Here is a 23,912-nt window from a genome sequence, read left to right on the forward strand (position 1 = left end):
ACTCTTTCAATGTTTAAACAATCGATTCGTTGAGAAGGTAGAAGGAAATTGGGAACCCCCTTGCTTGAATGGTACTTGTAAAAAACATCAGCTGACGCATTATACGTTCTCCTCTTAGTAAATAAGTTCCAAAAAAACTCTCCTTCTCCGTTAGTTGGTATCATTTCTATATAAGACATCAGGTAATAACCATTTTCTAGAATACTCAGCAGAGGTTTAACCTTTTCAAATGCAGTACTAAGGTCATTCCCTACCTCTTGTGAATCTTTAATTCTATCAATCGCTCACCAGAGTTATCCACCCCAAATTTAGTTATTAACTTTCCACTCCCATTATTTACTCGAAGTAACAAAGCATCCTTGTCCCATGAGTTAAAAATACTCGGAATGATTTCTTCGCATACGATCGAAATAGGTGCCTTAAATATCTTCTTCATAACTTCCACCCCACCCTAATATTACAAAAACTATACCCTATCTTGAATTCCCCTTATCATCAACTAACAAAAAAACCATCAGATTTCTCTGACGGTTTTGAGGTCTTACTATAAAAAACGTACAGCGTTCAAAGTAACTTATCTGCTGCTCGTTTGTCTTCCTTTAGTGAACCACTCGGACTTTGGCTTTAATGGAGGGTTAGACTTAGGTTTTGCTTTGGCAGGTTTTGATGCCGCTGGTTTTGCCCCCGCTGGTTTAGCTGTTGATGGTCTGGAAGTCGATGGTTTAGAAGATGCAGATCTCGAACCTGACGGTTTCGAAGATCTTTCTGTCTTCATTTGCGTTTTACGAGACATCGGATACGGATGATCCTTCACTTCTGGAATCGATTTTCCGATCAATTTCTCGATATCTTTAAGGAACGGAAGCTCTTCAGATTCGCAAAATGATATTGCCGTTCCGCTTAACCCAGCTCTACCCGTACGACCGATCCGGTGCACATAGGTTTCTGGAATATTCGGCAAGTTGAAGTTGATTACATGAGACAGCTCATCAATATCAATTCCTCGCGCGGCGATATCCGTAGCTACAAGAACGCGGGTTGCACCACTTTTAAAATTCCGCAATGCATTCTGACGATCATTCTGCGATTTATTGCCGTGAATGGCTTGTGCAGAAATGTTCACTTTCGCTAGATCGCGTGTAACACGGTCCGCACCACGTTTTGTACGAGTAAATACCAGAGCAGAAATGATTGATTTATCCTGTAACAAAAGATTCAATTGATTCTGCTTATTTCCATTCTCTAATAAATAGATCGATTGATCGATTCTATCCGCAGTAGATGACACGGGTGTGATTTCTACTTTCACTGGATTCACAAGCAAGGTTTTGATCAATTTGGAGATCTCAGTAGGCATCGTTGCCGAGAAGAACAGTGTTTGTTTCTTCGTTGGCATTTTGGCGATAATTCGCTTCACATCATGGATGAAACCCATATCTAGCATGCGGTCAGCCTCATCCAAGACAAGAATTTGGACATACTGTAAATCCACACGTTTTTGATTGATCAGGTCGATAAGTCTTCCTGGTGTAGCAATTAAGATATCAGCCCCTTGATTCAAGGCACGCTCTTGTACTTTCTGTGATACACCGCCAACGATGGCAGCAGAGCGGATATCTGTGTATTGGCTATACGCTTTTATGTTATCAGCAATTTGAATCGCTAGTTCTCTTGTCGGTGTTAAGATCAGCGAGCGAATGCGTCGCACATTGCTTGATTTATTGGGACTTGTTTGTTCGCTTAATAATTGAATAATAGGTACAGAAAATGCTGCTGTCTTTCCTGTTCCCGTTTGAGCACATCCAAGTAAATCTCTACCTGCTAATACAGCTGGGATCGATTGCTCCTGTATAGGTGTAGGTGATGTATAGTTTTCTTTGGTTAAAGCCTTTAAAATCGCAGGCATAATATTCAGTTCGTTAAATGTCATTGGGTCTCCTTAATTTCTAATACATATATTCTTAACATTAAATCCATTTGTCACGTCATAAACAATAATCATAACACAATTAGTCACATAATAATAGATATTCTTTATCATCACACCAATTTTCATTAAAAATCCATTTCAGGATACCTGTACAATTAATAGCTAATAAGAGCTATGCAGTCCGATACCTTAGCAAAACACATCAAAATACCGAAATAGCTGCTATACAGTCCGAAAAATGTTTAAGTATGCGTATCAGCCAAATAACGTTTCCCAACACACAACAAAAAAGCGAAGGATTTCTCCCCCGCTTCTTATCATTCGTATGAAGATTAGTCTACGATTTCAGCAGTGTCGCCATTGTTGGCACCAGCAGCATTAGCTTCGTCAGTATCAATATGCATATCAAGTTTGAAGCTGTCGGATACACGAGCAATTACGTTCTCCAATACGAGACCGCGGTCTCCACCGAGACGAACTTTAAGCAATTGCTTATCCGCAATGCCCCAAGCTTCAGCTTCAGAAGTGTGGAAGTGAATGTGACGAGCTGCGATAATAACGCCTTGTTCTAATTCAACTTCACCAGCAGGTCCTTTAAGCGTAATGCCAGGTGTTCCTTCAATATTTCCAGATTCGCGAACTGGAGCTTTCACGCCAAGTGCGAAGGAGTCAGTACGGGAAATTTCTAATTGGGAAGCCGGACGAGCAGGTCCCAAAATTCTTACCTTGTCAAATTTACCTTTGCTACCGATAACTGCTACTTGTTCATTTGCTGCAAATTGTCCTGGTTGGGAAAGTGGTTTGAACTCAGTTAATTGATATCCTGGGCCAAACAGAGCCTCCACGTGCTCTTGCGTAAGGTGAATATGTCTAGCCGACACACCTACGGGTACAGTCTTACTCATTGTAAAGTCACTCCTTGTATTTTCTCTAGTATCTGTACAAGCCATTAACCATTATACATCTTCTTACCCAAAAATAAAAAGGGCTGCATCATAACGAAGCCCCTTTTTTCGACAATTTATGTTTTTTGCACAAGATTGTCATGGTTTAGACACCTGAGAGGGCAAATTTAGACTTAAAAAAGAGGTCGCATTCTCATACATCCAGCCTTTCACAGTATCCTCTGGATAATAACGGAGCAGCTGCTCTATAAGATCAGGGTATTTTCCCGGATGCTCCAACTTCTCTACCCAAGTATCGATGCCGTCAAAATCCGAGCCAAACATCATATGCTTCTCACCGCCGAGACTACATACATGTTCAATGTGCTTTAACAAATCATCCATACGAGCCTTCCCATCATCACTTACAAACCAAGGATAAAAGGTCAGACCCATTCTTCCATCCATTGCAATCAAAGCTTTAATCTGTTCATCATTTAAATTTCTAACATGCCCACATATAGCCGCAGCATTCGAATGGGAAGCAATAAACGGACGATTGCTTAAATCAGCCAACTCCCAGAACCCCGCTTGTGACAAATGCGACACATCAAGCAGCATTCCACTTTCGTTGCACCATTCTATCAGCTTTCTCCCTTTTTCCGTAAATCCACCATTACGCTTCTCTAGCACACCATCTGCTGCCCAGTTCGCATAATTCCAAGTCACACCAAGAAACCGTACTCCAAGTTCGAAGCAGAGCTGAGCATAAAACAAGTTCCCTTCTAAGCCGTCTACGCCCTCCAGAGAGAGCATTGCTTGTGGAGGTGCGTCTACTAATCGATTTCCTACTTGCTCCTTCCACTGTAACCACTGAAGCCCATCTGTGTTCACTATCTTTTGCCTAAAGAGATCAATTTGCCCTAGAACATGTTCAAAGCTTGGTTTTCCTCTGTTAGTTGAAAGAAATATTGCAAAACATTGCAACGCCACTCCGCCAGAAGCCAGCCGCTCTGCAGTAACATCTAATCGAGGATCATTGTCAAAATTTATATCCGGGGAGGCTTGCATTTTGCTTAGCGCATCACAATGGAAATCCGCTACTTTAAACTTATCAGCCCTCATTTTACAACCCCACTTTCTCACTGTCCCAGCCGTTCATTTCATTTCCAAATGCCTATTTCAGATACTATGCAAAAAAACGCCAGACTATAAATCAAAAGCAAAAAACCTGTTTACAAAAGTAAACAGGTTCAATCATTCTATAGGTCTATTATCTGGGTTCAACAATCAGTTTAATCGCGGTTCGATCTTCCCCATCAATCACTATATCAGTGAACGCAGGAATGCAGATCAAATCTACTCCGCTTGGTGCAACAAATCCCCGGGCAATGGCAACTGCTTTGACTGCTTGATTCAGTGCTCCAGCTCCAATAGCTTGTAATTCGGCCGATCCACGTTCACGAAGAACACCCGCTAATGCGCCGGCGACGGAATTTGGATTGGATTTAGCTGATACTTTTAATACATCCATAGTAAGTACCTCCCCTGGGAAAATAATGGTGTTCTTCCACTACTTTAGATGTTATTCGCGAGAGAAGAAATAATTCCTTCTTTTTACGGACCACGTCTTCCAAAAACGGTATTAAAGATACTCTTTTATGATATTAAAAATATCACACTTTACCCTAACTCAGCGAAATTACCCGGATTAAACCATACTCTGTTCTACGTTTAGCTCATAACCCATTCATCTTCACGTAACCGTATCTTCTCCAGACGAGTCGCCGCACCAGTATTTTCATCTAATTCTGCAAATAAACCGTGAAGCTGCCACTTGCCTTCATCGACAACAAATCGTGCTGGAAGCTGAGTTGTGAACTTATAAAGTACTGCATCTCTTTCCATACCCAGAATTCCTTCGCTTGAACCAACCATTCCCGCATCGGTCAAATAAGCAGTTCCTCCTGGTAAAATCACATCATCATTTGTCTGAACATGAGTATGTGTCCCAACAACAATCGATGCGCGACCATCCATAAAATATCCCATGGCGATTTTCTCAGAGGTTACCTCTGCATGGAAATCGACTAAAATACATTTGTGATCTCTGCGAAGCTCTTCCACAATTTCTTCCCCGACACGGAAAGGACAATCGATAGCAGGTAAGAATGTCCGGCCTTGCAAATTTACTATGGCCAGTTCTTTACCGTTCCCTTTAACGACTGTATAACCTCTTCCCGGTGTTCCTGGCGGAAAATTAGCGGGACGAATAATCCGAGCCTCATCATCGATGAACTCAAAAATATCTTTGTTGTCCCATGTGTGGTTTCCCATAGTTATACCGTGAACGCCCCAGTTAAAAAACTCATTAGCGATCGCCTTGGTGATCCCTCTACCGGCAGCAGAATTTTCACCATTAACAATAATGATATGTGGCTGATATTTACTTTTTAGTGAGGGCAACATCTCACGAAGAGCCTTTCTGCCAACATTTCCAACGATATCTCCAATAAATAGTACTTTAATGATTCTCTCCTCCTAATCGTAACCGCTATATCTAATAGATAAAACCTCATATTCAAAAGAAAAAAGGCCCCGCTTAGGGGCCAATTCTCAACAAATATAAGAAAGTATAAGTTACATCTTATCCCTTAACCTTATATTCCACCTATTTAGCGTATTCAACAGCCCGTGTCTCACGAATAACGGTAACTTTGATATGTCCTGGATAATCCAGTTCACTTTCAATCATTTTCGTAATATCGCGAGCAAGACGGAATGCCTCTGCATCGTCAATCTTCTCTGGCTGTACCATCACGCGTACCTCACGGCCCGCCTGAATAGCAAATGATTTCTCAACGCCTTCGAATGACTCTGAGATTTCTTCCAGTTTTTCTAGACGTTTAATATACGTTTCCAGTGTTTCACGGCGAGCGCCAGGTCTTGCTGCTGACAATGCATCAGCTGCACCAACCAACATAGCAATAACCGAGGTAGCTTCGCAATCTCCATGATGAGACGCGATACTGTTGATAACAACCGGATGTTCCTTATATTTCTTCGCTAGTTCAACGCCGATCTCAACATGCGATCCTTCTACTTCATGATCCAGCGCTTTGCCGATATCATGGAGCAATCCTGCACGTTTTGCAAGCACGATGTCTTCCCCAAGCTCACCGGCCATCAGTCCAGTTAAATAAGCAACCTCCATGGAGTGCTTCAATACATTTTGACCATAGCTTGTACGGAATTTCAGACGACCCAGAATCTTGATCAAATCTGGATGCAATCCGTGAACACCCACTTCGAAAGTAGCTTGTTCACCATATTCGCGAATTCGTTCGTCCACTTCTTTGCGGGATTTCTCCACCATCTCTTCAATTCGAGCGGGATGGATACGTCCATCTGCCACAAGCTTCTCAAGTGCCGTACGGGCTACTTCACGGCGGATCGGATCAAATCCCGACAAAATAACTGCTTCCGGCGTATCATCAATAATGAGGTCGATACCTGTAAGAGTTTCGAGTGCACGAATATTACGGCCTTCACGACCGATAATCCGCCCCTTCATCTCTTCGTTCGGCAGGGTAACAACTGAAACTGTTGTCTCCGCTACGTGATCAGCTGCACAGCGTTGGATAGCGAGTGTGATGATTTCACGGGATTTCTTATCCGCTTCCTCTTTCGCCTGCTGTTCAATCTCTTTGATCATTTGAGCCGTTTCATGGCGAACTTCTTGCTCAACATTGCTAAGAATAATACTTCTTGCATCTTCGATGCTTAAATTGGAAATTCTCTCCAATTCAGTGACTTGGTTTTTGTAAATAACATCAATTTGCTGTTGGGTTTCATCAATTCGTTTCTCTTTGTTAGCTACTTGTTCTTCTTTTCTTTCAAGCGATTCCATTTTTTTATCCAGAGATTCTTCCTTTTGCAGCAAACGTCTCTCTTGCCGTTGGATTTCATTCCGACGTTCACGAGTTTCTTTTTCAGCTTCAGTACGGATTCTATGGACTTCGTCCTTAGCTTCCAATACTGTTTCTTTCTTCAGCGCCTCTGCGTCTTTCTTCGCGTTCTCCACGATGACTACGGCTTCTCTTTCTGCGCTTTGAATTTTAGCTTCTGCAAGGGATTTACGAATAAAATAACCGAACCCAAAGAATAATGCAGCTACAACGAGAACGATAATGACCCAGATCCATGCTTGCATCTGTTCACCTCCTCGTTGGTTCCTCTCCAAGGTATATCCCTGGGAATTGTGCAGTTGTTAAACTATCCGTTCATCACCATACAAAAAACCGGTAAATAACCGATTGCCATACTGCACATGCTGCACATGCACACTGCCCGCCTTATCCGGCGATTACATTTCATATGAGTTGTACGCGAACCGTTTTAAAAAGTCACCTTTTTGGGAAGGAAAAAGGATTCTTACTTTATGCCGATTCATGTTATATTTTATTATTTATAAAAAGACATTGTCAAGAGAGTCGATATGCGCATTAATGTCAAGAGAATCAGTGAGTCTAGTAAAATTCCTCATCTTCACCCTCATAATTGTCTTCCTCAAGTAAAGTATTGATCACTTGTCGCACCATATCACCCGAGAATCCACGCCGCATTAAGAAGGCTCCAGTCTTTCTGCGCTTATCTGTGGCTTCACCACGAATAAGATTCCATTTCTTACGACCAATCTGAAGTGCACTCTCTAGTTCTTGTTCAGGACTGACATTCTCCAGTGCTTCCGAGATCAAGGTTTTGTCGATTCCTTTCTCACGTAGCTCTTGGCGAATCCACATTTTCCCTTTTCGCTGGTTCGTAATGCGTTGCTCCGCCCATTGCTTTGCATACAAGGGGTCATCAAGAAATCTTTCCTTCTGTAGCCGTTGCACCACTTCCGCAATAATAGTCTCCCCTATTTCCTTCTGCCGTAAACGGCGAGTCATTTCCATAGCGGTACGTGGCTTCCGTTCTAGATAACGAAGTCCTTCTACATAAGCTCGTTGTCGCTCATCAGCAACAACAATTTCCTCCAAATCGGCTTTCATAAAAGAATTACCAGTAATCATCCGATATTTAATCATGACGTCTTCGTGTACAGTCATGTTATAGGCTCCGAAATGTATGATGTAGCGGTGGTCCGACTTCTTCTGACGTTCTACCTTAGTAATTTCTAAAAGTTCTCCATCAGGAAAATCAGATAGGACCTGTACGTCCTGCTCATCCGATTCAAAATCCATATCCAGCTGTATTACCATAGTTGCTTGTCACCTCATAGCAATAAAATATCCCCACAAAGTGCGGCTTAACTTCGGTGCGTACTCAGGTACTTTGGGGGGACCCCAAATATATATGTTCTTACACTGTTAAGAAAAGACACCCTGCAACAATGAATCACAGGGCGTCCTATTCCTTAGTAAATTCTATTGTTCGATTTCGAGAAGTAGCTTTTCTTCTTCCTCTTGCTCTGCAATGATTTCCGCTTCATTTGGTGCAGCAACAATAGTGGACAGGTTACTTGCTTCACGGATCTTGTTCTCAATGATAAGTGCAATATCTTGATGTTCTTTCAAGAACTGTTTGGCATTCTCACGTCCTTGACCGAGACGCTCACCCTCATAGGAATACCATGCACCACTCTTATTCACGATGTCCATTTCAGTACCGATGTCTACAAGACTTCCTTCTCTGGAAATCCCTTCACCATACATGATATCAACATCAGCTTGTTTAAATGGAGGTGCTACCTTATTCTTCACAATCTTGATCTTGGTTCGGTTACCTACAACGTCGTTACCCATCTTAATACTTTCGACACGGCGAACATCCAACCGTACGGAAGAGTAGAATTTCAACGCCCGACCACCCGGTGTTGTCTCAGGGTTACCGAACATAACACCAATTTTCTCACGAAGCTGGTTAATAAAGATAGCAATTGTATTCGATTTACTAATGGCACCAGATAGCTTCCGAAGCGCTTGAGACATCAAACGAGCCTGTAGGCCGACGTGAGAGTCACCCATATCACCTTCGATTTCCGCTTTAGGAACCAACGCAGCTACGGAGTCAACGACAATAATGTCTACTGCACCACTACGGACAAGTGCTTCAGCAATCTCAAGTGCCTGTTCACCCGTATCTGGCTGAGATAGCAACAATTCATCAATGTTTACGCCCAAGTTACGTGCATACTTCGGATCGAGCGCATGCTCAGCATCGATAAATGCAGCTTGTCCTCCTTGTTTTTGCACTTCTGCAATAGCATGAAGAGCAACAGTCGTTTTACCGGAGGATTCAGGTCCGTATACTTCAATAATACGTCCCTTTGGAAGTCCGCCTATACCTAACGCAATATCAAGTGCCAAAGATCCGCTAGGTACAACTTCCACTTGCATATGAGTGGATTCTCCCAGTTTCATGATCGAACCTTTACCAAATTGTTTTTCTATTTGACGAAGCGCCATATCAAGCGCTGCACGACGATCTGACAATCAGACCACTTCCTTCACTGTTTATAATAATATAATAACGTGTTTCTGAGGTCTTGCCAAGCTTTTTTTCGAACATACATTCGTTTTTTTTGTCTCAAGCGTTAATTATCCCTTTTATTGTAAGCCTCCCTCCGGACATAGAAGTTAACTGATTTCTCTACTTCACCGGACATCAACGACTTATGATCAAAACCAAAACAGCGATCAAAATCTCCGCAGATATACAAAAAACCGCAGCAAAGAAATCTCAGTGCCACGGTTCTTCCGTATGTCTCAATTATAACTGGGCTAATCTCCCATTACAAGTCTGAGCCTTCAAGAGGTGTCTCCACCTTCCGTTCCTCAAGTCTGCGCCATAGACGATACAACAGAGCTTTAACAGTACGCAGTCGTATATTTTCACGTGTACCTTTAAGATTAAGCTCGTATACTTCTGTCTTACGCCCGCGTTCAGCTAAACCAATAAATACAAGTCCAACTGGCTTACGTTCAGAATAGCCTGGTCCTGCTACACCAGTTACAGATAAACCGAAATCACTATCTGCGATCATTCTCACCTGATCAGCTAACACCTCGGCAACTTCACGACTAACTGCCCCTGGAGCATCTGGCCCCTCCAAATAAGCACTTGGCACATTCAGAAGTTTTTTCTTCAGGTCGTTGGAATAACAGACGATTCCTCCCGCAAACATCGAAGCACTGCCTGGAATGTTAGTTATACTCTCCATCAGCAAGCCTCCCGTGCAACTCTCTGCCGCACTTAAAGTCAGACCTGCATCCGCCATCCAATCCACAATCAATTGCTCCAGTGGCACATCAATATTTGCATATAAATGTTCTGGCAAAATCTCTTTGATCTGTTTCTCCAGAATCTCCAGCTTCTTGTAAGCTTCATGCTCGGAAGGCGCTTTTGTCGAAATACGAACGGTTACCTCTCCCTCTTTAGCGTAAGGAGCTATGGTTGGGTCTGTCTGGCTGTGAATAAGATCAATGAGCTTATCCTCAAGCAGTGATTCTCCTATACCGGCAAATTTAAGCATTTTAGAATAAAGTGGCATTTCTGTCGTTAGAGCGTGCTGCTGGAGCCACGGTACAGCTTTATCTACGAACATCGGCTTCATCTCGCGAGGCGGACCAGGAAGCACAATATAATATTTCTTTTCATGCTCAAAAGCAATGCCAACAGCAAGACCAATCTCATTTGGCAAAGGTGTAGTTCCTTCAATTATAAGTGCCTGTTTACGATTATTCTCCGTCATTACAATCTTTCGATCATCAAAGAAACGTTGTACATGATCCATTGCCAAGCGATCTATATGAAGTGTGCGACCTAAGGAAGCAGCCAGCGCGTCCTTCGTTAGATCATCTTCTGTAGGACCAATACCACCGGTAAATATGATAACATCCGCTCTGCTTTGAGCGATCTCAATGGCTTGCTGCAAGCGACTGCTGTTATCCCCAACTACGGTTTGAAAATATACATCAATCCCAATAGCAGCTAGCTCAATAGACAAAAACTGGGCATTACTATTTACGATTTGACCGAGCAAAAGCTCCGTGCCTACTGCAATAATCTCCGCTTTCATACCTGGCTTTCGCCTCCTCGTTATAATGTAGATACACTGCTTTTAGGGTTTAAAAAAGGTAATAGGTGCTTTACCTATTACCTCTCCTATATGTAGCTGCCTAAAACGCTTAAGCATTATGCAGCTGTAATAGATCCTTATTCTTCACAAAATAATCAATTCCAGAGTAAATAGTGATCAAGGCTGCAGCCCAGATGGCAATATCGTCTACAGGAATGCTGACGAATTGAAATGGGAAATTATTTAACAACAGCAGTGAGATCGCTACAATTTGTACAACCGTCTTTATCTTACCCCATTTGCTGGCGGCAACCACTTTTCCCTCTAACAATGCTATCTGGCGAAGCCCGGTTACTGCGAACTCACGACTAATGATAACAATTGCGATCCATGAATCACATCTGCCCAATTCCACAAGTGAAATCAGAACTGCAGAAACTAACAGCTTGTCCGCTAACGGATCAAGGAGCTTACCGAGATTGGTGACCATATTATATTTCCTTGCTATGTAGCCATCTATTCCATCTGTGCTCGCTGCAAGCAAAAAGATTACAGCTGCCACCAAATGATTAACAGATAGCTGAAAAGAGCCCCAATGTATCGGTTCTGGATAAAAACTGAAATCCACCAGTAAGAAAAACATCATAATCGGGATCAGGCAAATACGTGCTAGCGTGATGCGGTTGGGCAAATTCACTGAAGTTCCTCCCCTAAATCGTTCATACAAATTGCCTGAGTCAGGCTCATCTATTTCTACTTAAGCAAGTATATTATAGCTATAAATAGGTGTCAAAAAAAATACAAAGCACCCCGCATAATGGCGCTGATAAGCACTGCGGGGTACAAAATGCTATTTTAAGTTGTTGAACTGCAGGTCCAGCGGCAAATCAGCTTTACGCAAAATCTGGATAATTTGTTGTAAGTCATCGCGACTCTTACCAGTTACGCGGATCTGATCTCCTTGAATCTGGCTCTTCACCTTCAATTTCGAATCACGAATCAGGATGTTAATTTTTTTTGCGTTCTCCTGATCAATCCCTTGCTTAAGACCTAAACGCTGACGGACACTACCCAGAGATGCAGGCTCCACTTTGCCGAAATCCAAGTTTTTCAGCGTGATACCTCTCTTCACCATCTTCGATTGTAAAATATCAATAACAGCGTTTAACTTATATTCGTCCTCAGAGGCGATAATAAGTGCGTCTTTCTCCAGCTTCAGACTACTCTTGCTGTTCTTAAAGTCAAAGCGGTTGTCAATTTCTTTCTCTGTTTGGTGGATCGCATTGGTTAATTCCTGCATATCCATTTTAGATACGATATCAAATGAACTTTCTGAACTCATAACTACACGTCCTTTGTACTTTTTAGTCTGCTACTATTATAAAAGAATGATACCCTTAAGTCTAATATTGGATAATATGTACCTCACCCGACACAGAAAACAGCCCCACATAGTGGAGCTTTTCCTTCGAAATGAGTTGTGTTTCAGGTAGAAATACGTCTCCAATGGAAAATATCCTTGGAGACGCACATTCTAAATTCTCTATCTGCTTCGAAGCGGGCTTCGAAACATATCCAGAATTCCAAGCACGATATGTGCAAGACCGAACCCGAGAATTCCATAACCCCAAGCACTTGGTGTCATATAGTATCCGATAAGACTGACAACAACCCCAAGTCCAGCTACAATCCAGCTAACAATCATGAATGTACACCCCACTTTGGCTAAGAACTAGAAACAGTCTTATGTTCCCCGCAAAGCCAAAGTCTATGCATCATTTTTCTTATTGGCCTGTTTCATTAGTCTGGTCGGTAGTATCGGTGGTGCCTTCATTCTGGGTCGTTTCACTTCCAGTACCGTCATCCAGATTAAGTAGCAGACGAGATGAGGTCTTTTCATCCGTAATCACTTGTCCATTGACAGTAATCTCAGTAGCTGGTGAATAACCAGATTTAATATACATTCCTTCACTTCCAAGCACAAAGCTCATACGATCTCCTGCCGCTGTGTTACCAAATGAGAGTTTTTCACCTTTAGAGTTCTCACCTTTATACACCTCAAGCCAGCTTACCCCAGTAGCAGAAATCTCAACCTTCACTTCACTTCCAGCCGGAGCAGAAACCTTGAATTTTGTTGTTTTTCCTGCTTTCCCATCCGGTGTAACTATAATGGATTGCGGGGAAGGCGTAGGTGTTGGTAATGGCGTTGGCTCTGCAGTAGGTTCAGTTGTTGCTTCTGTTCCTGCCGAAGAAGTTGGCGCCACAACTCCACCTCCTGAAGCCGGTGGAGATGTTTTAGCAGTCGTAGGATCCTGCTGTTCATTCGTCAGATTCGTCTGATCAATCTGATCAGGATCCGGTTTGTTCAAACTAGATGCATAAATGTAAATCACAACAATAATTAATATTGGAAATGTCCACATTAGCACTGTTGGCAGCCATTTTGCATTCCGTTCGGTTTCTGGTCTACGGCTGCGTTTTTGAATCACCGTTTCCATGGCTGTGTCTTCGGGAGGGGCAGGTACATTCCCATGCTCCTCTAGCAGTTCGTCAGGACTCATCCCTACTGCCTCTGCGTACGTTTTGATAAACGCCCTAACATAAAAACTTCCTGGAAGCACCTTATAGTCTCCAGACTCGATGGCTTCCAAATACTTTTTGCGAATTTTCGTTACTTCCTGGACATCGTCAAGACTCATCCCTTTTTGCAGACGCGCCTCTTTCAATTGCCGGCCCAGTTCCGACATACCATCACCTCCTGTAAATTTCAATGAATATCATTGTTCATTCTTGTTCTATAAATCATCACTGTAGCTAGTCGTAAACGACTCGTACAATATTTCTTCATTTGGATTATTGCGAAGCTCGATAATAATATCAAAATCATCAAAGGTGTACTCAGATTCCCGCACAAAAATATCTGGATGCTCGATCACTTTCGTGCTTGGCATACTCATAACATTTTGTAATAAATTGTAATGCTTCTCATTAGAGCGGATCGTACTAACAATACCATCAATGATAAATACATTATGTGGGTTCATCTCATCTTCTGCTAATTGACTTCGAACCGTCTGACGTAAAAGTGTCGAGGAGACAAATGTCCAACGCTTCATCGCGCAGACACTGCCAGCAATAATTGATTCCGTCTTTCCTACACGGGGCATACCTCGAAGTCCTATTACCTGATTTCCATCTTTTTTAAACAGTTCCCCGAGAAAATCGACCAATAGACCAAGCTCATCCCGAGTAAAACGAAACGTCTTCCGATCATCTGAATCCCGTTCAATATATCGCCCATGGCGCACAGCCAGCTTGTCTACGAGTCTTGGAGACCGCAGAGCTGAAACTGTAATATTATCAACTTTCTTGAGCATTTCGCCCATCAGCATTATTTTGTCATCGTCATTGGTCTCCAGCAACATTCCTCGAGTCTTTCCTTCAACGCCATTAATCGTCAGAATGTTGACTTCTAGCATCCCTAACATTGAAGCGATATCACCAAGCAGACCGGGTCTGTTCTTGTGAATCTTGTATTCCATATACCATTGTTTATATTCCACTTGTACACCTCATAGATTCCTTTTCCCGCACTTTGATATACATCAAAAAAATGCCGTTCAGACAAAGTGGTCTGAAACACGGGTCATGTTAATGATATATAAAATAAAAATGAAAGGCAAGGTCAGTCCTGTAATAATTGCAGAAAAGCTCCCACAAGGGGAGCTTTTCCGCAAGCTTAGGCGTGATTTTTCGCCAACTTGACCATGAGTTTAGCAATCGTCTGCTTTTCTTCATCGTTGCCGACGTCCCATAGCTCTTTGATTGCACGGTTTTGAGTGTTTGCTGGATCCACTTTTTCATCGAGGAATTCCCCAATTTCAAAAGCCAGCTTTGAGATTGTGTCTTCACTCATCCCAAGTTTCTCCGCCTGTACAACTCGTTTTCCCAGAAATTTCTTCCAGGTGTCAAAATTTTTGATTACGCTATCTTCTTGTGTCATCTTAAATCCTCCTTCATGTTTACGGTCAAACACCTGCATACAGGCTGTAAGCCGCCTTACGTGAGATTTAAAAACAACACTTATAATATGTCTTAGAAGCTAAGTTATTATGCTGGAGCTTTTCTCCAACTGAAGATCAGGTAATCCATCCACCATTTGGACTAATAATCTGGCCAGTGATATACCCGGACTCAGGCAAAGCCAAAAAATAAATTAGTGAAGATATTTCATTAGGCGTAGCCAAACGCCCTACTGGAATCTCATCCTCCAGCATACGGACTTCATCCTCCTGTAAATTGGACAGCATGTTCGTATTAACCGCTCCTGGAGCTACCGCGTTAACCGTTACACCAGATGGAGCCAGCTCTTTAGCTAAAGCCTTTGTAAAGGCATTCACTCCACCCTTACTAGCCGAATAAGCTACTTCGCAAGAAGCTCCAGTGATTCCCCATACGGAAGAAACGTTGATGATACGACCATAACGTTGCGATACCATGTACGGCATAAAGATCTGACTGCACATATAGGTTCCCTTCAAGTTAATGGACATAATGTCATCCCATTCCTCTTCGGTCACATCAGCTAGCATTCCGTAATGCGATTTACCGGCATTATTGACGAGAATATCCGGCTGCATCCCATTACTCTCAAGCTTTTCCGCCATACGTACAATCTGACTACGATCCTTCATATCCGCGTTTACTGTCATTACCTTTGCGCCAAGGGCCATACAACGCCGAGCGACATCATTCGCAGCTTCATGTGAGTGTCTGTAATGAATAACTATATTCATCCCCACAGAAGCAAATCGTTCCGCAATGGCGCCGCCGATCCCTCCGCTTCCCCCTGTAATGAGCACTGTCATTTCCCCTAGTGGTTTGCTGCTCTCTCCCAAAACGCTCACCTAAGGACTCACCACCAATGAAACGGCAAGCTGTTCCCAGTTTACATGGGCTTGCAGACGCTCATTTACTTCTGCCAGAGTGATCGATTCATACATAGGCAGAACTTCAAACAGGTCACCACCACGGAACTGGTAGCGTGTAAATTCATGTGCGATACTTTCAGGGGAGTTCAGCATGCGCAAATAACCGCCAATTTTCTTTTTCCGTGCCCGCTCGAAATCCTTCTCCGCAAAGCCAGACTTTAAGATTAGATCTACTTCTTCTTTAATTCGTTTTAAAAGCAAGTCCGGATCCTTTGTATCCCCACCCATTGCAGAAAAAGCATACTGCGGAGAACTATTAAATTCATGTCCAAAGCTGTCCGAGATCAATTCCTCATCATAAAGCTTTTGATACAATGCTGTGCTACTACCTACCAACAAATCGAGCATTAGCTTCGTTATCAGGTCGCGTTTCAGAGAAGCTTCACCTGTTAGATCTTCTACTTTTTCCTTGAAACCAAACATGATTTTCGGCATCGAAACAGCAAGCTTGCTTTCTAGCCGTTTTGTAGCGACTTGTTCGGGTTCATCTTCAAAAATACGCTTGATTTCACCCTGCTTGCCGTAGGTTTTACCCTTTTGGTTAGCGCGAATCAAGGAAAATACTTTCTCCGGGTCCACACCCCCAACCACGAACAACAACATATTGCTAGGGTGATAAAAAGCGTTATAACATGTGTACAGCGTTTCTTTAGTGATCGTACTAATTGATTCTACCGTACCTGCAATGTCAATCCGAACCGGATGCTTCGAATACATCGCTTCAATAAGGCCAAAATACACGCGCCAGTCCGGATTATCAGCATACATATTGATTTCTTGACCAATAATTCCCTTTTCCTTTTCTACATTCTCATCTGTAAAATAAGGTCGCTGAACAAAATCAACGAGCGTACTAAGATTGGTCTCTATATTTTCTGTTGCTGAGAAAAGATAAACGGTCTGATCAAAGCTTGTAAAAGCATTGGCCGAGGCTCCATTTGAAGCAAAGGTAGCAAAAATATCGCCTTCTGGCTCTTCGAACATTTTGTGCTCTAAAAAGTGAGCTATACCATCAGGAACAGTGGTCTCTTCTCCACCTGCGACATGAAAATGATTGTCAACGGAACCGTATTTAGTTGCAAATGTAGCATAGGTCTTTTTGAAGGTTGGTTTCGGCAACACATATACCTGAAGTCCGTTATCCATGACCTCATGATAAATGGTTTCTTGAAGTCTGTCGTAATGAATTTGTTCCATCGTTATTCCTCCTTTCCTGTCAAGAAATATATCGTATCCAGCTGAAAGGTTTCAGCGGCAGCTTTTACATCTTCAGCACCGATTTGTTCCACCTGCTCCAATAGCTGATCCGCTGTCCGTTCTTTTCCTGACAACTGGCGGTTGAAGTCGTAAGAGATCATTTCAAAAGCAGAATCCGGAATCTCGGAAAGCTGATTGCGGATCATAGCTTTAGTCTGACTCAGTTCCAGATCACTGATATTGCCAGCCTTCATCTCTTCCAATTGCTTCTCTATAATGTCCACGGCTTTGCCGTAATTTTGCGTTTCGATGCCTGATTGAATCGTTCCAATGCCCTTGTGGCCGTCATAACGAGACGAAGCATAATAGGCAAGGCTTGCCTTCTCACGTACGTTAACGAAGAGTTTAGAGTGGGGATACCCTCCTAATATTCCGTTGTACATAAGTGCGGACGCGTAATTATCATCCTTATAAGTAATAGAGGTGCGTAGGCCCAGGTTCAACTTGCCCTGACTGACATCCAGCTTCTCTTCTACAGTCCGCACCTCATTAACTGATACAGGTACGAACTTAGAGCTATATAAGCCCACCTCGGACTGAACCCGACCGAAATGACGCTGTACAAGCTTTTCTACTTCCTCAGCTGTAGTGTCACCCACTACATAGAGATCAAGGATGGCATCATCCAGCCAGGAATTATACGATTCATACAAACTTTTCGGAGTGATTTGATCCAGATCCGCTCTTTGCCCCAGAGGGTGAAGACGATATGGCTCGTTACGGCACATTTCCTCAATACAGCGCTCAGCAGCGTAACGTATCTTGTCATTTACGATGGACTCCAGCTTCTTGCGAACGGTTTCACGCTCCGTTGCAACATACGAAGGCCGGAAGCTGCCGTCTTCAACTAATGGACGAGTCAGTACTTCACCTAAGAAAGCGAAGGATTGTTCAAGTAAGCTCTCCTGGCTTTGCACAAAAGAGTCATTAATAGTATCCATGCGGAACTGAACGATTTGATAATCGCCTCTTTTATAAATATCAAACCCGAATCCAGCGCCATACAGTTCCTCCAAACGCTCGCGGAATTGTGTGGTCTCCGGATAAGTCGCGGTACCTCTGCGAAGCACGAATGGAGCTAGTGCAGTAGAGGTTACTGTATTCTCATCAAGTGGGATCCCAGCATAAAGTGAGATCGCGTAGGTCTTAAATGCCTTGGTTGGCATAACGTGAATGCGCAAGCCTCCTACTGTGCCATGCTGAAATACATTATTAGTCAAGTCCAAAACTCCTTTACGGCGTGGATAGTTGCTCTACATTATGTTTATGAATTATTAACCATTCTAAACCATTCCAAAGTAAGGAAGCAACCGGAAGCCTCTTCCCGGTTGCTCTCTGAATTCACTATCCTTCTTCTCTACATACAGAAAATATGCTGTCCAATCGTCTTCACCTGAGGACGGGTCCAAATCCATTTAGAGGTCGCTGTTTTAGGATTGAAGTAATACAAACATCCTCCGGAAGGGTCCCAACCACTGAGTGCTTGCTCTACTGCCTTACGTGCTTGCTCATTCGGCTCCAAATAGATCTGACCATCGGCCACAGCTGTAAATGCTCTCGGTTGAAAAATAACGCCAGACGGCGTATTCGGGAAACTAGGTGATTTCACTCGGTTTAAAATGACCGCAGCAACAGCAACCTGACCTTCGAAAGGCTCACCTCTGGCTTCTCCATACACGGCATTAGCCATGATCTTGAGATCATTCTCCGATAAGCCCATCGAATTACCTGAAGACAATCCTGGCGAATTCGTTTTATTGGACGTATTTGTTTTATTACCAGTGTTATTCTGTGCTGTCTTATTTCCCGTGCCCGTAGAAGGCTCAGTCGGCTTCCAGTTCTTCGTGGCGTTATACAGCTTCAGCTTAGTTTTGGCACCCACAATGCCATCAGACTTCATTCCGAATTTCCATTGAAACCAAGTAACTGCATTCTTCGTTTTTGGCCCAAAATGACTGTCTATTTTTCCGGCATAATAACCTAAATGCTTTAATCGCCCCTGCAATTCATAGACATCCTGACCCGTGGACCCAAGTTTAATGGGTGTTGTACTGAAAGCCGGCAAGGCTTCTTCGTCAGGATTATTTAACTCGTGGACAAATGACGCAGCAGCACTTTGCTTGGTCTGAACAATGCCATTCCCCTTGAAAAACGTTCCTGCAAACGGCGCGGCAGCAAGTGCAAGAGTTAAAGCAGCAAATATCCACATCTTTTGTTTCTTCATAGGGTTCGCTCTACCTTTCTTTTGTAAGTTCTGCATGGATGGCTAAAGTTATTATGACGACTGTCAGCGCATCCTATGCATTACTAAAAAAGAAGAAATAGCTTTTCATTACAATTGAGAATAATTATCAACTATATTCGAAATAAGAAAACCATGTAGTTGATATGAATCATGAATTTAAAGGACCACATTTTACTGTGGAACCACGCATTAATTGAAATTATAGATATACGTCATACTTTTCAATATTTTAGTGATATGAATTCACAATAGTCCAAGTAACAGTTCGCACTTTTAGGGAAAAACTCCCTGAAAATAGTGGATATTCTCTGATAATGAATGGAATTAGGGAATTCCTCCCTAAAAATCAGGCCAATTCCTTTATTCCTTACCAAAATTAATAAATTATAGGGAGCTTTTCCCTAATTATAAGTTTGAGAACCAATAATCTCAGAATTTCAGGGAGAAATTCCCTAATAATTTTAATGAAGCTTCACTCGGAGCCTTATTCGTAGCTTCACTAAAGCCATTATTTGAAGTGTCATTTACACTTCTTCAGCACGAGTAAGGGGCCGTCCCCAAGTAGTACAAACTACTTGGGGACGACCCCTTTTCACTGTCTATTTAAGGTTTAAACTGACTTGTTCAGCTTAAGAACTGATCTTGTTATGCTGATACTGCTCAAGTGATACAAGCACCTCACGCGGCTTGCTGCCCTCGTAAGGCCCTATTACCCCACGAGCCTCCATAGAGTCAATCAAACGGGCTGCACGGGTGTAACCAACCCTCATCCGGCGCTGTAGTAGCGAGACTGAAGCTTGCTTCGCTTCAAGCACGATCGTTACGGCCTGCTCATATAACTCATCCTGTGGCTCCTGGTCTTCAGCGATTGTGTCATCAACCTCTGGAACAATGGACTCATCATATTCTGCTTCACCTTGACTGCTGACATATTGAACGATCGTCTCAACCTCTTGATCGCTCATAAAGGCACCCTGCACACGAATCGGTTTAGAAGCCCCCATCGGTAAGAACAGCATGTCTCCCCGACCTAACAGCTTCTCCGCACCTGGCATATCCAGAATGGTACGTGAGTCTACATTGGAAGATACGCCGAAAGCGATACGAGATGGAATATTCGCCTTAATCAAACCTGTAATGACATCCACGGAAGGACGCTGAGTGGCGATAATTAAATGTATACCAGCTGCACGCGCCATCTGTGCAAGCCGACAGATAGCATCCTCTACATCGTTAGCGGCGACCATCATCAAATCCGCAAGCTCGTCCACAATAACAACGATATACGGAAGTATAGCAGCTGGGTTCTCTGCCATCAGCTTATTATAGCCTTCCATGTTGCGTGTTCCTGATTTGGAGAAGAGTTCATACCTTTTCTCCATTTCCACAACGATCTTCTTTAAAGCTAAGCTCGCCCGCTTCGGATCAGTAACGACTGGAGCCAGAAGATGCGGAATCCCATTATAGACATTCAGCTCTACCATCTTCGGGTCCACCATCAGGAATTTGACTTCATCGGGTTTAGCTTTGTATAAAATACTCGTAATAATCCCGTTAATACAAACCGATTTACCAGAACCCGTTGCACCAGCCACCAATAAATGGGGCATCTTCGCTAAATTACCGATAATCGTCTGACCCGAAATATCACGTCCAAAAGCAATCGATAATCTGGATTCAGCTTCCTGAAAGATTTGTGTCTCCATAACTTCACGCATGGTCACAATAGACACTTCGGAATTCGGTACCTCTATCCCAATGGCTGATTTACCCGGAATTGGCGCCTCCATACGTATATCTTTGGCTGCAAGAGCAAGCGCAATGTCATCCGTCAGATTAACAATGCGGCTAACTTTGACACCGATATCCGGCTGAATCTCATACCGTGTAACCGCTGGACCTCTAACTACTTCGAGAACCTTTGCTCTTACACCGAAACTCTCTAGAGTAGCTTCTAGCTTACGGGCGGTCTGCATATAATCATTCTGATCTCCCGCTTTGCCGCTGTTGTTAGGTTTGGCTAGAAGTCTGAAAGATGGCAGCTTATAAGGTTTTGGTGGAGGTGGTGCCGGTGGAGCAGAAATGATCTGTCCATCAGGAGTGGCGCTCAGCAATCCATCCAAGTCAATAGTCACATTCTCCTCAGGCTCATCTGAAGGCTGTTGACTAACTGGATTAACCCCGGCAACAGGAGCTTTGACGGTAACACCACGAGCTGCTGGAGAGAATTCACTCCATTCCTCCCGATCTTCCTCATTCAGCCCTTCTGAGCGGATATGCTCAAAGAAGTCACGAATAATTGGAGTCACAGGTTCCATATCCATATCTGCATCATCAAAATCATGATGGATATCCTCAAGTGGAGTCACACGACTATCTACTGAAAGCCCAGAAATGATCGGACCGTGCGAAGCGCTTGTTACAATTGGACCTTGATCATCATCCTCAGAATCGGTTTCCACCTCTGAACGGGTGGAGCCTGTGAACCAACCGGATATTTTTTTCAATAGAACAGGTTGCTTACGATTAGGTAAATATCGATCGTCTTCTTCCTCTTCGTCATCTTCGTCATAGACAGGCTGCTTCACCGGCCGAGTCTTTGCGGGTGCGGCTGCTTTGGAAGGTCTAGCAGCTACTGGGACTGCCTTCGGACGGTTTGCCGCATGGAGACGAATCCCCTCCACAAACTTAACCGTACGAACTCGCAAAAGAGTAATAATCTCTACATAGGAGAGATTTGTAATTAACATAAAGCTGATGGCAAGCATAACAATCATGAGCAGCTTAGCTCCCAGACTACCAAAGAGCCACAGCAGTGCAGCATACTCCAATCCGCCGATATATCCACCACTTATATCCTTACCCAGCATATAGACATTACTATTGTTAACACCGGGCGAAAGAGATCCCGAAAGATCATTATGTATTTGTGTCATCACGTTGCCAGGATGGAGCAAGGACAACGGGCCAAGCTTCTGCTCCATTGCAGAAATAGTGCTCATAAGGCACATGGATAGCAGAAGCAGAAGCACGCCTGTATGTCGACTGTTCCAAGAAGAAGGCCATCTTCGATGGATCATAACCATAAGCCCATAAAAAATACCAATAAGCGGCAACACAAAATAAAATCTCCCTAATAAATAACCCGCCATACTTGAAAGTGACCGTCCTACCGCCGCTTCACCAGATAGAGCAATAACGGATATCGTTATTAGTAAAATTCCGTAAATTTCATATTTTAAAACGCTGCCGAGCAGCGCTTTTTTCTTTTTCTTTTTTCGTTTAGCCACGCCAGCCACCCCCGGAACAACATTATACCATATAATGGCGTGGCGTACCTATGTTCTCTTTTGTCAAAAAATGAATCTTTATGTTAACGTAATTATCGCTCCAGGAGAGAACGACGGATCTAAATATCGCTCCAAAGGACAATCCAGCAATCTTACTATGCGCGCGCGTCCTTCCTCCATCGGCTCAACCTGCATGAGCATCCCCTGAACACTTACTTCTCGCGTAGTAGCGTAATTATTAAATGCCCCCTCCCACACCTGTTCCATCGACATTATCGTATAGAGTGTCATTGCGTAAGCCCTCCCGAAATCGCTGCTGTAGGCGCTGCAGAGAAATCTCCACCAATCATGCGGTTAAGATGCGCTAAGGCAGCTCCGATCCCGCCCACCTCATCCATGAGACCATATTTAACAGCGTCCAACCCCCCAACGGCTGTTCCAATATCACGATTGAGCTCACCTGTCTTAAACATGAGGTCACGGAACTGTTCTTCAGAAATCCGAGAATGAGAAGTAACGAATTTCACTACACGCTCCTGCATTTTTTCCATGTATTCGAACGTCTGTGGCACTCCAATTACTAAGCCATTCATACGAATCGGATGTATCGTCATTGTTGCACTTTCCGCAATAATTGAATACGTAGAGGATACAGCGATCGGAACGCCAATACTATGGCCCCCTCCAATGACTACTGTTACCGTTGGTTTAGAGAGCGAAGAAATCATTTCGGCAATCGCTAGACCAGCTTCTACATCTCCACCAACAGTATTTAAAATAATAAGCAGACCTTTAATATTCTTATTCTGTTCAGCTGCCACCAGCTGGGGAATGATATGTTCGTATTTCGTCGTTTTGTTCTGAGGAGGCATTACAATATGGCCTTCAATCTGACCGATGATCGTTATGCAAAAGATATCCGGTTCACCCGTAGGAACCGCTGTTTGTCCAAGCTCTTTAAGTGCACCCATTGTAGTGGGCGGCATGTTTTCATTTGTACTTGGATTTCCCTCTTGTGGTATAACTTCCTCATTCTTTGCTCCATTTGATCCATTCATGTAGTTCATTTTCGCAGCTCTCCCTTTCCTTATGCAGCTCTGGTCTGCTATAGCCTTACTAACTTTCATTAGTATGACATTTCAGGGCCCCGCATTATGCAAACCTCTCCTCATGATGTGAATATAAACAATACAAAAACCCCTTTTCCCGTAGAAACCGTCCAATATTTCCGGGGA

The 23,912-nt window shown here is 43.3% G+C and carries 23 protein-coding genes; all 23 read right to left on the reverse strand.

All coding sequences use genetic code 11. The annotated features are described in order from the left end of the window. Positions 1–250: 250 nt before the first annotated feature. A complete protein-coding gene (locus tag MKY99_RS18375) occupies positions 251–436 on the reverse strand; it encodes a hypothetical protein (RefSeq protein ID WP_339265592.1) in 186 nt (61 codons plus the stop codon). A gap of 138 nt (positions 437–574) precedes the next feature. Continuing rightward, entirely contained in the window at positions 575–1,930 is a 1,356-nt protein-coding gene (locus MKY99_RS18380) for a DEAD/DEAH box helicase (RefSeq protein ID WP_339265594.1), read from the reverse strand. 332 nt (positions 1,931–2,262) lie between these two features. Beyond that, positions 2,263–2,835 (reverse strand): phosphate propanoyltransferase, encoded by a 573-nt coding sequence (locus tag MKY99_RS18385; protein ID WP_042128797.1) that lies wholly within the window; start codon positions 2,833–2,835, stop codon positions 2,263–2,265. Between the two features lie 138 nt (positions 2,836–2,973). Next, entirely contained in the window at positions 2,974–3,939 is a 966-nt protein-coding gene (locus MKY99_RS18390) for a membrane dipeptidase (protein ID WP_339265597.1), read from the reverse strand. Positions 3,940–4,087: 148 nt separating this feature from the next. Next, positions 4,088–4,348, reverse strand: a complete 261-nt coding sequence (locus tag MKY99_RS18395; protein WP_019910496.1) for a stage V sporulation protein S — start codon at positions 4,346–4,348, stop codon at positions 4,088–4,090. Positions 4,349–4,548: 200 nt separating this feature from the next. Continuing rightward, a complete protein-coding gene (locus tag MKY99_RS18400) occupies positions 4,549–5,343 on the reverse strand; it encodes a TIGR00282 family metallophosphoesterase (protein WP_042189389.1) in 795 nt (264 codons plus the stop codon). Between the two features lie 142 nt (positions 5,344–5,485). Continuing rightward, entirely contained in the window at positions 5,486–7,027 is a 1,542-nt protein-coding gene (gene rny / locus MKY99_RS18405; RefSeq protein WP_042128807.1) for a ribonuclease Y, read from the reverse strand. 316 nt (positions 7,028–7,343) lie between these two features. Then, the gene (locus MKY99_RS18410; protein ID WP_339265599.1) at positions 7,344–8,075 is read right to left on the reverse strand and encodes a RecX family transcriptional regulator; all 732 of its coding nucleotides are present in this window, start codon (positions 8,073–8,075) and stop codon (positions 7,344–7,346) included. Between the two features lie 165 nt (positions 8,076–8,240). Next, a complete protein-coding gene (gene recA, locus MKY99_RS18415) occupies positions 8,241–9,308 on the reverse strand; it encodes a recombinase RecA (RefSeq protein ID WP_042128809.1) in 1,068 nt (355 codons plus the stop codon). A 299-nt stretch (positions 9,309–9,607) separates the two neighbouring features. Further along, complete coding sequence (locus MKY99_RS18420; protein ID WP_042189391.1) at positions 9,608–10,894, reverse strand: competence/damage-inducible protein A; 1,287 nt, start codon at positions 10,892–10,894, stop codon at positions 9,608–9,610. 109 nt (positions 10,895–11,003) lie between these two features. After that, a complete protein-coding gene (gene pgsA, locus MKY99_RS18425; RefSeq protein ID WP_036688397.1) occupies positions 11,004–11,591 on the reverse strand; it encodes a CDP-diacylglycerol--glycerol-3-phosphate 3-phosphatidyltransferase in 588 nt (195 codons plus the stop codon). A gap of 153 nt (positions 11,592–11,744) precedes the next feature. Further along, complete coding sequence (locus MKY99_RS18430; RefSeq protein ID WP_042128814.1) at positions 11,745–12,236, reverse strand: YajQ family cyclic di-GMP-binding protein; 492 nt, start codon at positions 12,234–12,236, stop codon at positions 11,745–11,747. A 201-nt stretch (positions 12,237–12,437) separates the two neighbouring features. Beyond that, a complete protein-coding gene (locus MKY99_RS18435) occupies positions 12,438–12,599 on the reverse strand; it encodes a hypothetical protein (protein ID WP_179086684.1) in 162 nt (53 codons plus the stop codon). A gap of 79 nt (positions 12,600–12,678) precedes the next feature. Next, on the reverse strand, positions 12,679–13,641 hold the full coding sequence (locus MKY99_RS18440; protein WP_339265601.1) for a RodZ domain-containing protein: 963 nt from the start codon (positions 13,639–13,641) through the stop codon (positions 12,679–12,681). Positions 13,642–13,689: 48 nt separating this feature from the next. Next, complete coding sequence (locus tag MKY99_RS18445) at positions 13,690–14,457, reverse strand: DUF3388 domain-containing protein (protein ID WP_042128818.1); 768 nt, start codon at positions 14,455–14,457, stop codon at positions 13,690–13,692. 176 nt (positions 14,458–14,633) lie between these two features. Then, entirely contained in the window at positions 14,634–14,897 is a 264-nt protein-coding gene (locus MKY99_RS18450; protein ID WP_042189396.1) for a DUF3243 domain-containing protein, read from the reverse strand. A gap of 136 nt (positions 14,898–15,033) precedes the next feature. Next, positions 15,034–15,762, reverse strand: a complete 729-nt coding sequence (gene fabG / locus MKY99_RS18455; RefSeq protein ID WP_339271710.1) for a 3-oxoacyl-ACP reductase FabG — start codon at positions 15,760–15,762, stop codon at positions 15,034–15,036. A gap of 39 nt (positions 15,763–15,801) precedes the next feature. Continuing rightward, entirely contained in the window at positions 15,802–17,082 is a 1,281-nt protein-coding gene (locus MKY99_RS18460) for a pitrilysin family protein (protein ID WP_076285440.1), read from the reverse strand. A gap of 2 nt (positions 17,083–17,084) precedes the next feature. Continuing rightward, positions 17,085–18,308: a pitrilysin family protein gene (locus tag MKY99_RS18465; protein ID WP_188114607.1), complete on the reverse strand. Its 1,224-nt coding sequence runs from the start codon at positions 18,306–18,308 to the stop codon at positions 17,085–17,087. A 191-nt stretch (positions 18,309–18,499) separates the two neighbouring features. Continuing rightward, on the reverse strand, positions 18,500–19,366 hold the full coding sequence (gene sleB / locus MKY99_RS18470; RefSeq protein ID WP_339265604.1) for a spore cortex-lytic enzyme: 867 nt from the start codon (positions 19,364–19,366) through the stop codon (positions 18,500–18,502). 650 nt (positions 19,367–20,016) lie between these two features. Continuing rightward, entirely contained in the window at positions 20,017–22,677 is a 2,661-nt protein-coding gene (locus MKY99_RS18475) for a DNA translocase FtsK 4TM domain-containing protein (protein WP_339265606.1), read from the reverse strand. A 78-nt stretch (positions 22,678–22,755) separates the two neighbouring features. After that, complete coding sequence (locus MKY99_RS18480; RefSeq protein WP_042128829.1) at positions 22,756–22,968, reverse strand: YlzJ-like family protein; 213 nt, start codon at positions 22,966–22,968, stop codon at positions 22,756–22,758. After that, the gene (locus MKY99_RS18485) at positions 22,965–23,744 is read right to left on the reverse strand and encodes an ATP-dependent Clp protease proteolytic subunit (protein WP_179281594.1); all 780 of its coding nucleotides are present in this window, start codon (positions 23,742–23,744) and stop codon (positions 22,965–22,967) included. Before MKY99_RS18485 ends, MKY99_RS18480 begins: the two co-directional genes overlap by 4 nt. Positions 23,745–23,912: the final 168 nt, after the last annotated feature.

Source organism: Paenibacillus sp. FSL R5-0470 (assembly GCF_037975205.1).
GTDB lineage: Bacteria > Bacillota > Bacilli > Paenibacillales > Paenibacillaceae > Paenibacillus_AQ.

Bases quoted from the DNA above. Each gene is read 5' to 3' on its own strand.
- MKY99_RS18480 (WP_042128829.1), bottom strand. From the start codon at position 22,968: ATGACACTCTATACGATAATGTCGATGGAACAGGTGTGGGAGGGGGCA.
- MKY99_RS18450 (WP_042189396.1), bottom strand. From the start codon at position 14,897: ATGACACAAGAAGATAGCGTAATCAAAAATTTTGACACCTGGAAGAAA.
- MKY99_RS18410 (WP_339265599.1), bottom strand. From the start codon at position 8,075: ATGGTAATACAGCTGGATATGGATTTTGAATCGGATGAGCAGGACGTA.
- MKY99_RS18435 (WP_179086684.1), bottom strand. From the start codon at position 12,599: ATGATTGTTAGCTGGATTGTAGCTGGACTTGGGGTTGTTGTCAGTCTT.
- MKY99_RS18390 (WP_339265597.1), bottom strand. From the start codon at position 3,939: ATGAGGGCTGATAAGTTTAAAGTAGCGGATTTCCATTGTGATGCGCTA.
- MKY99_RS18460 (WP_076285440.1), bottom strand. From the start codon at position 17,082: ATGGAACAAATTCATTACGACAGACTTCAAGAAACCATTTATCATGAG.
- MKY99_RS18430 (WP_042128814.1), bottom strand. From the start codon at position 12,236: ATGAGTTCAGAAAGTTCATTTGATATCGTATCTAAAATGGATATGCAG.
- MKY99_RS18440 (WP_339265601.1), bottom strand. From the start codon at position 13,641: ATGTCGGAACTGGGCCGGCAATTGAAAGAGGCGCGTCTGCAAAAAGGG.
- rny (WP_042128807.1), bottom strand. From the start codon at position 7,027: ATGCAAGCATGGATCTGGGTCATTATCGTTCTCGTTGTAGCTGCATTA.
- MKY99_RS18375 (WP_339265592.1), bottom strand. From the start codon at position 436: ATGAAGAAGATATTTAAGGCACCTATTTCGATCGTATGCGAAGAAATC.
- MKY99_RS18420 (WP_042189391.1), bottom strand. From the start codon at position 10,894: ATGAAAGCGGAGATTATTGCAGTAGGCACGGAGCTTTTGCTCGGTCAA.
- MKY99_RS18485 (WP_179281594.1), bottom strand. From the start codon at position 23,744: ATGAACTACATGAATGGATCAAATGGAGCAAAGAATGAGGAAGTTATA.
- sleB (WP_339265604.1), bottom strand. From the start codon at position 19,366: ATGAAGAAACAAAAGATGTGGATATTTGCTGCTTTAACTCTTGCACTT.
- MKY99_RS18395 (WP_019910496.1), bottom strand. From the start codon at position 4,348: ATGGATGTATTAAAAGTATCAGCTAAATCCAATCCAAATTCCGTCGCC.
- MKY99_RS18385 (WP_042128797.1), bottom strand. From the start codon at position 2,835: ATGAGTAAGACTGTACCCGTAGGTGTGTCGGCTAGACATATTCACCTT.
- MKY99_RS18380 (WP_339265594.1), bottom strand. From the start codon at position 1,930: ATGACATTTAACGAACTGAATATTATGCCTGCGATTTTAAAGGCTTTA.
- MKY99_RS18465 (WP_188114607.1), bottom strand. From the start codon at position 18,308: ATGCCAACCAAGGCATTTAAGACCTACGCGATCTCACTTTATGCTGGG.
- fabG (WP_339271710.1), bottom strand. From the start codon at position 15,762: ATGACAGTGCTCATTACAGGGGGAAGCGGAGGGATCGGCGGCGCCATT.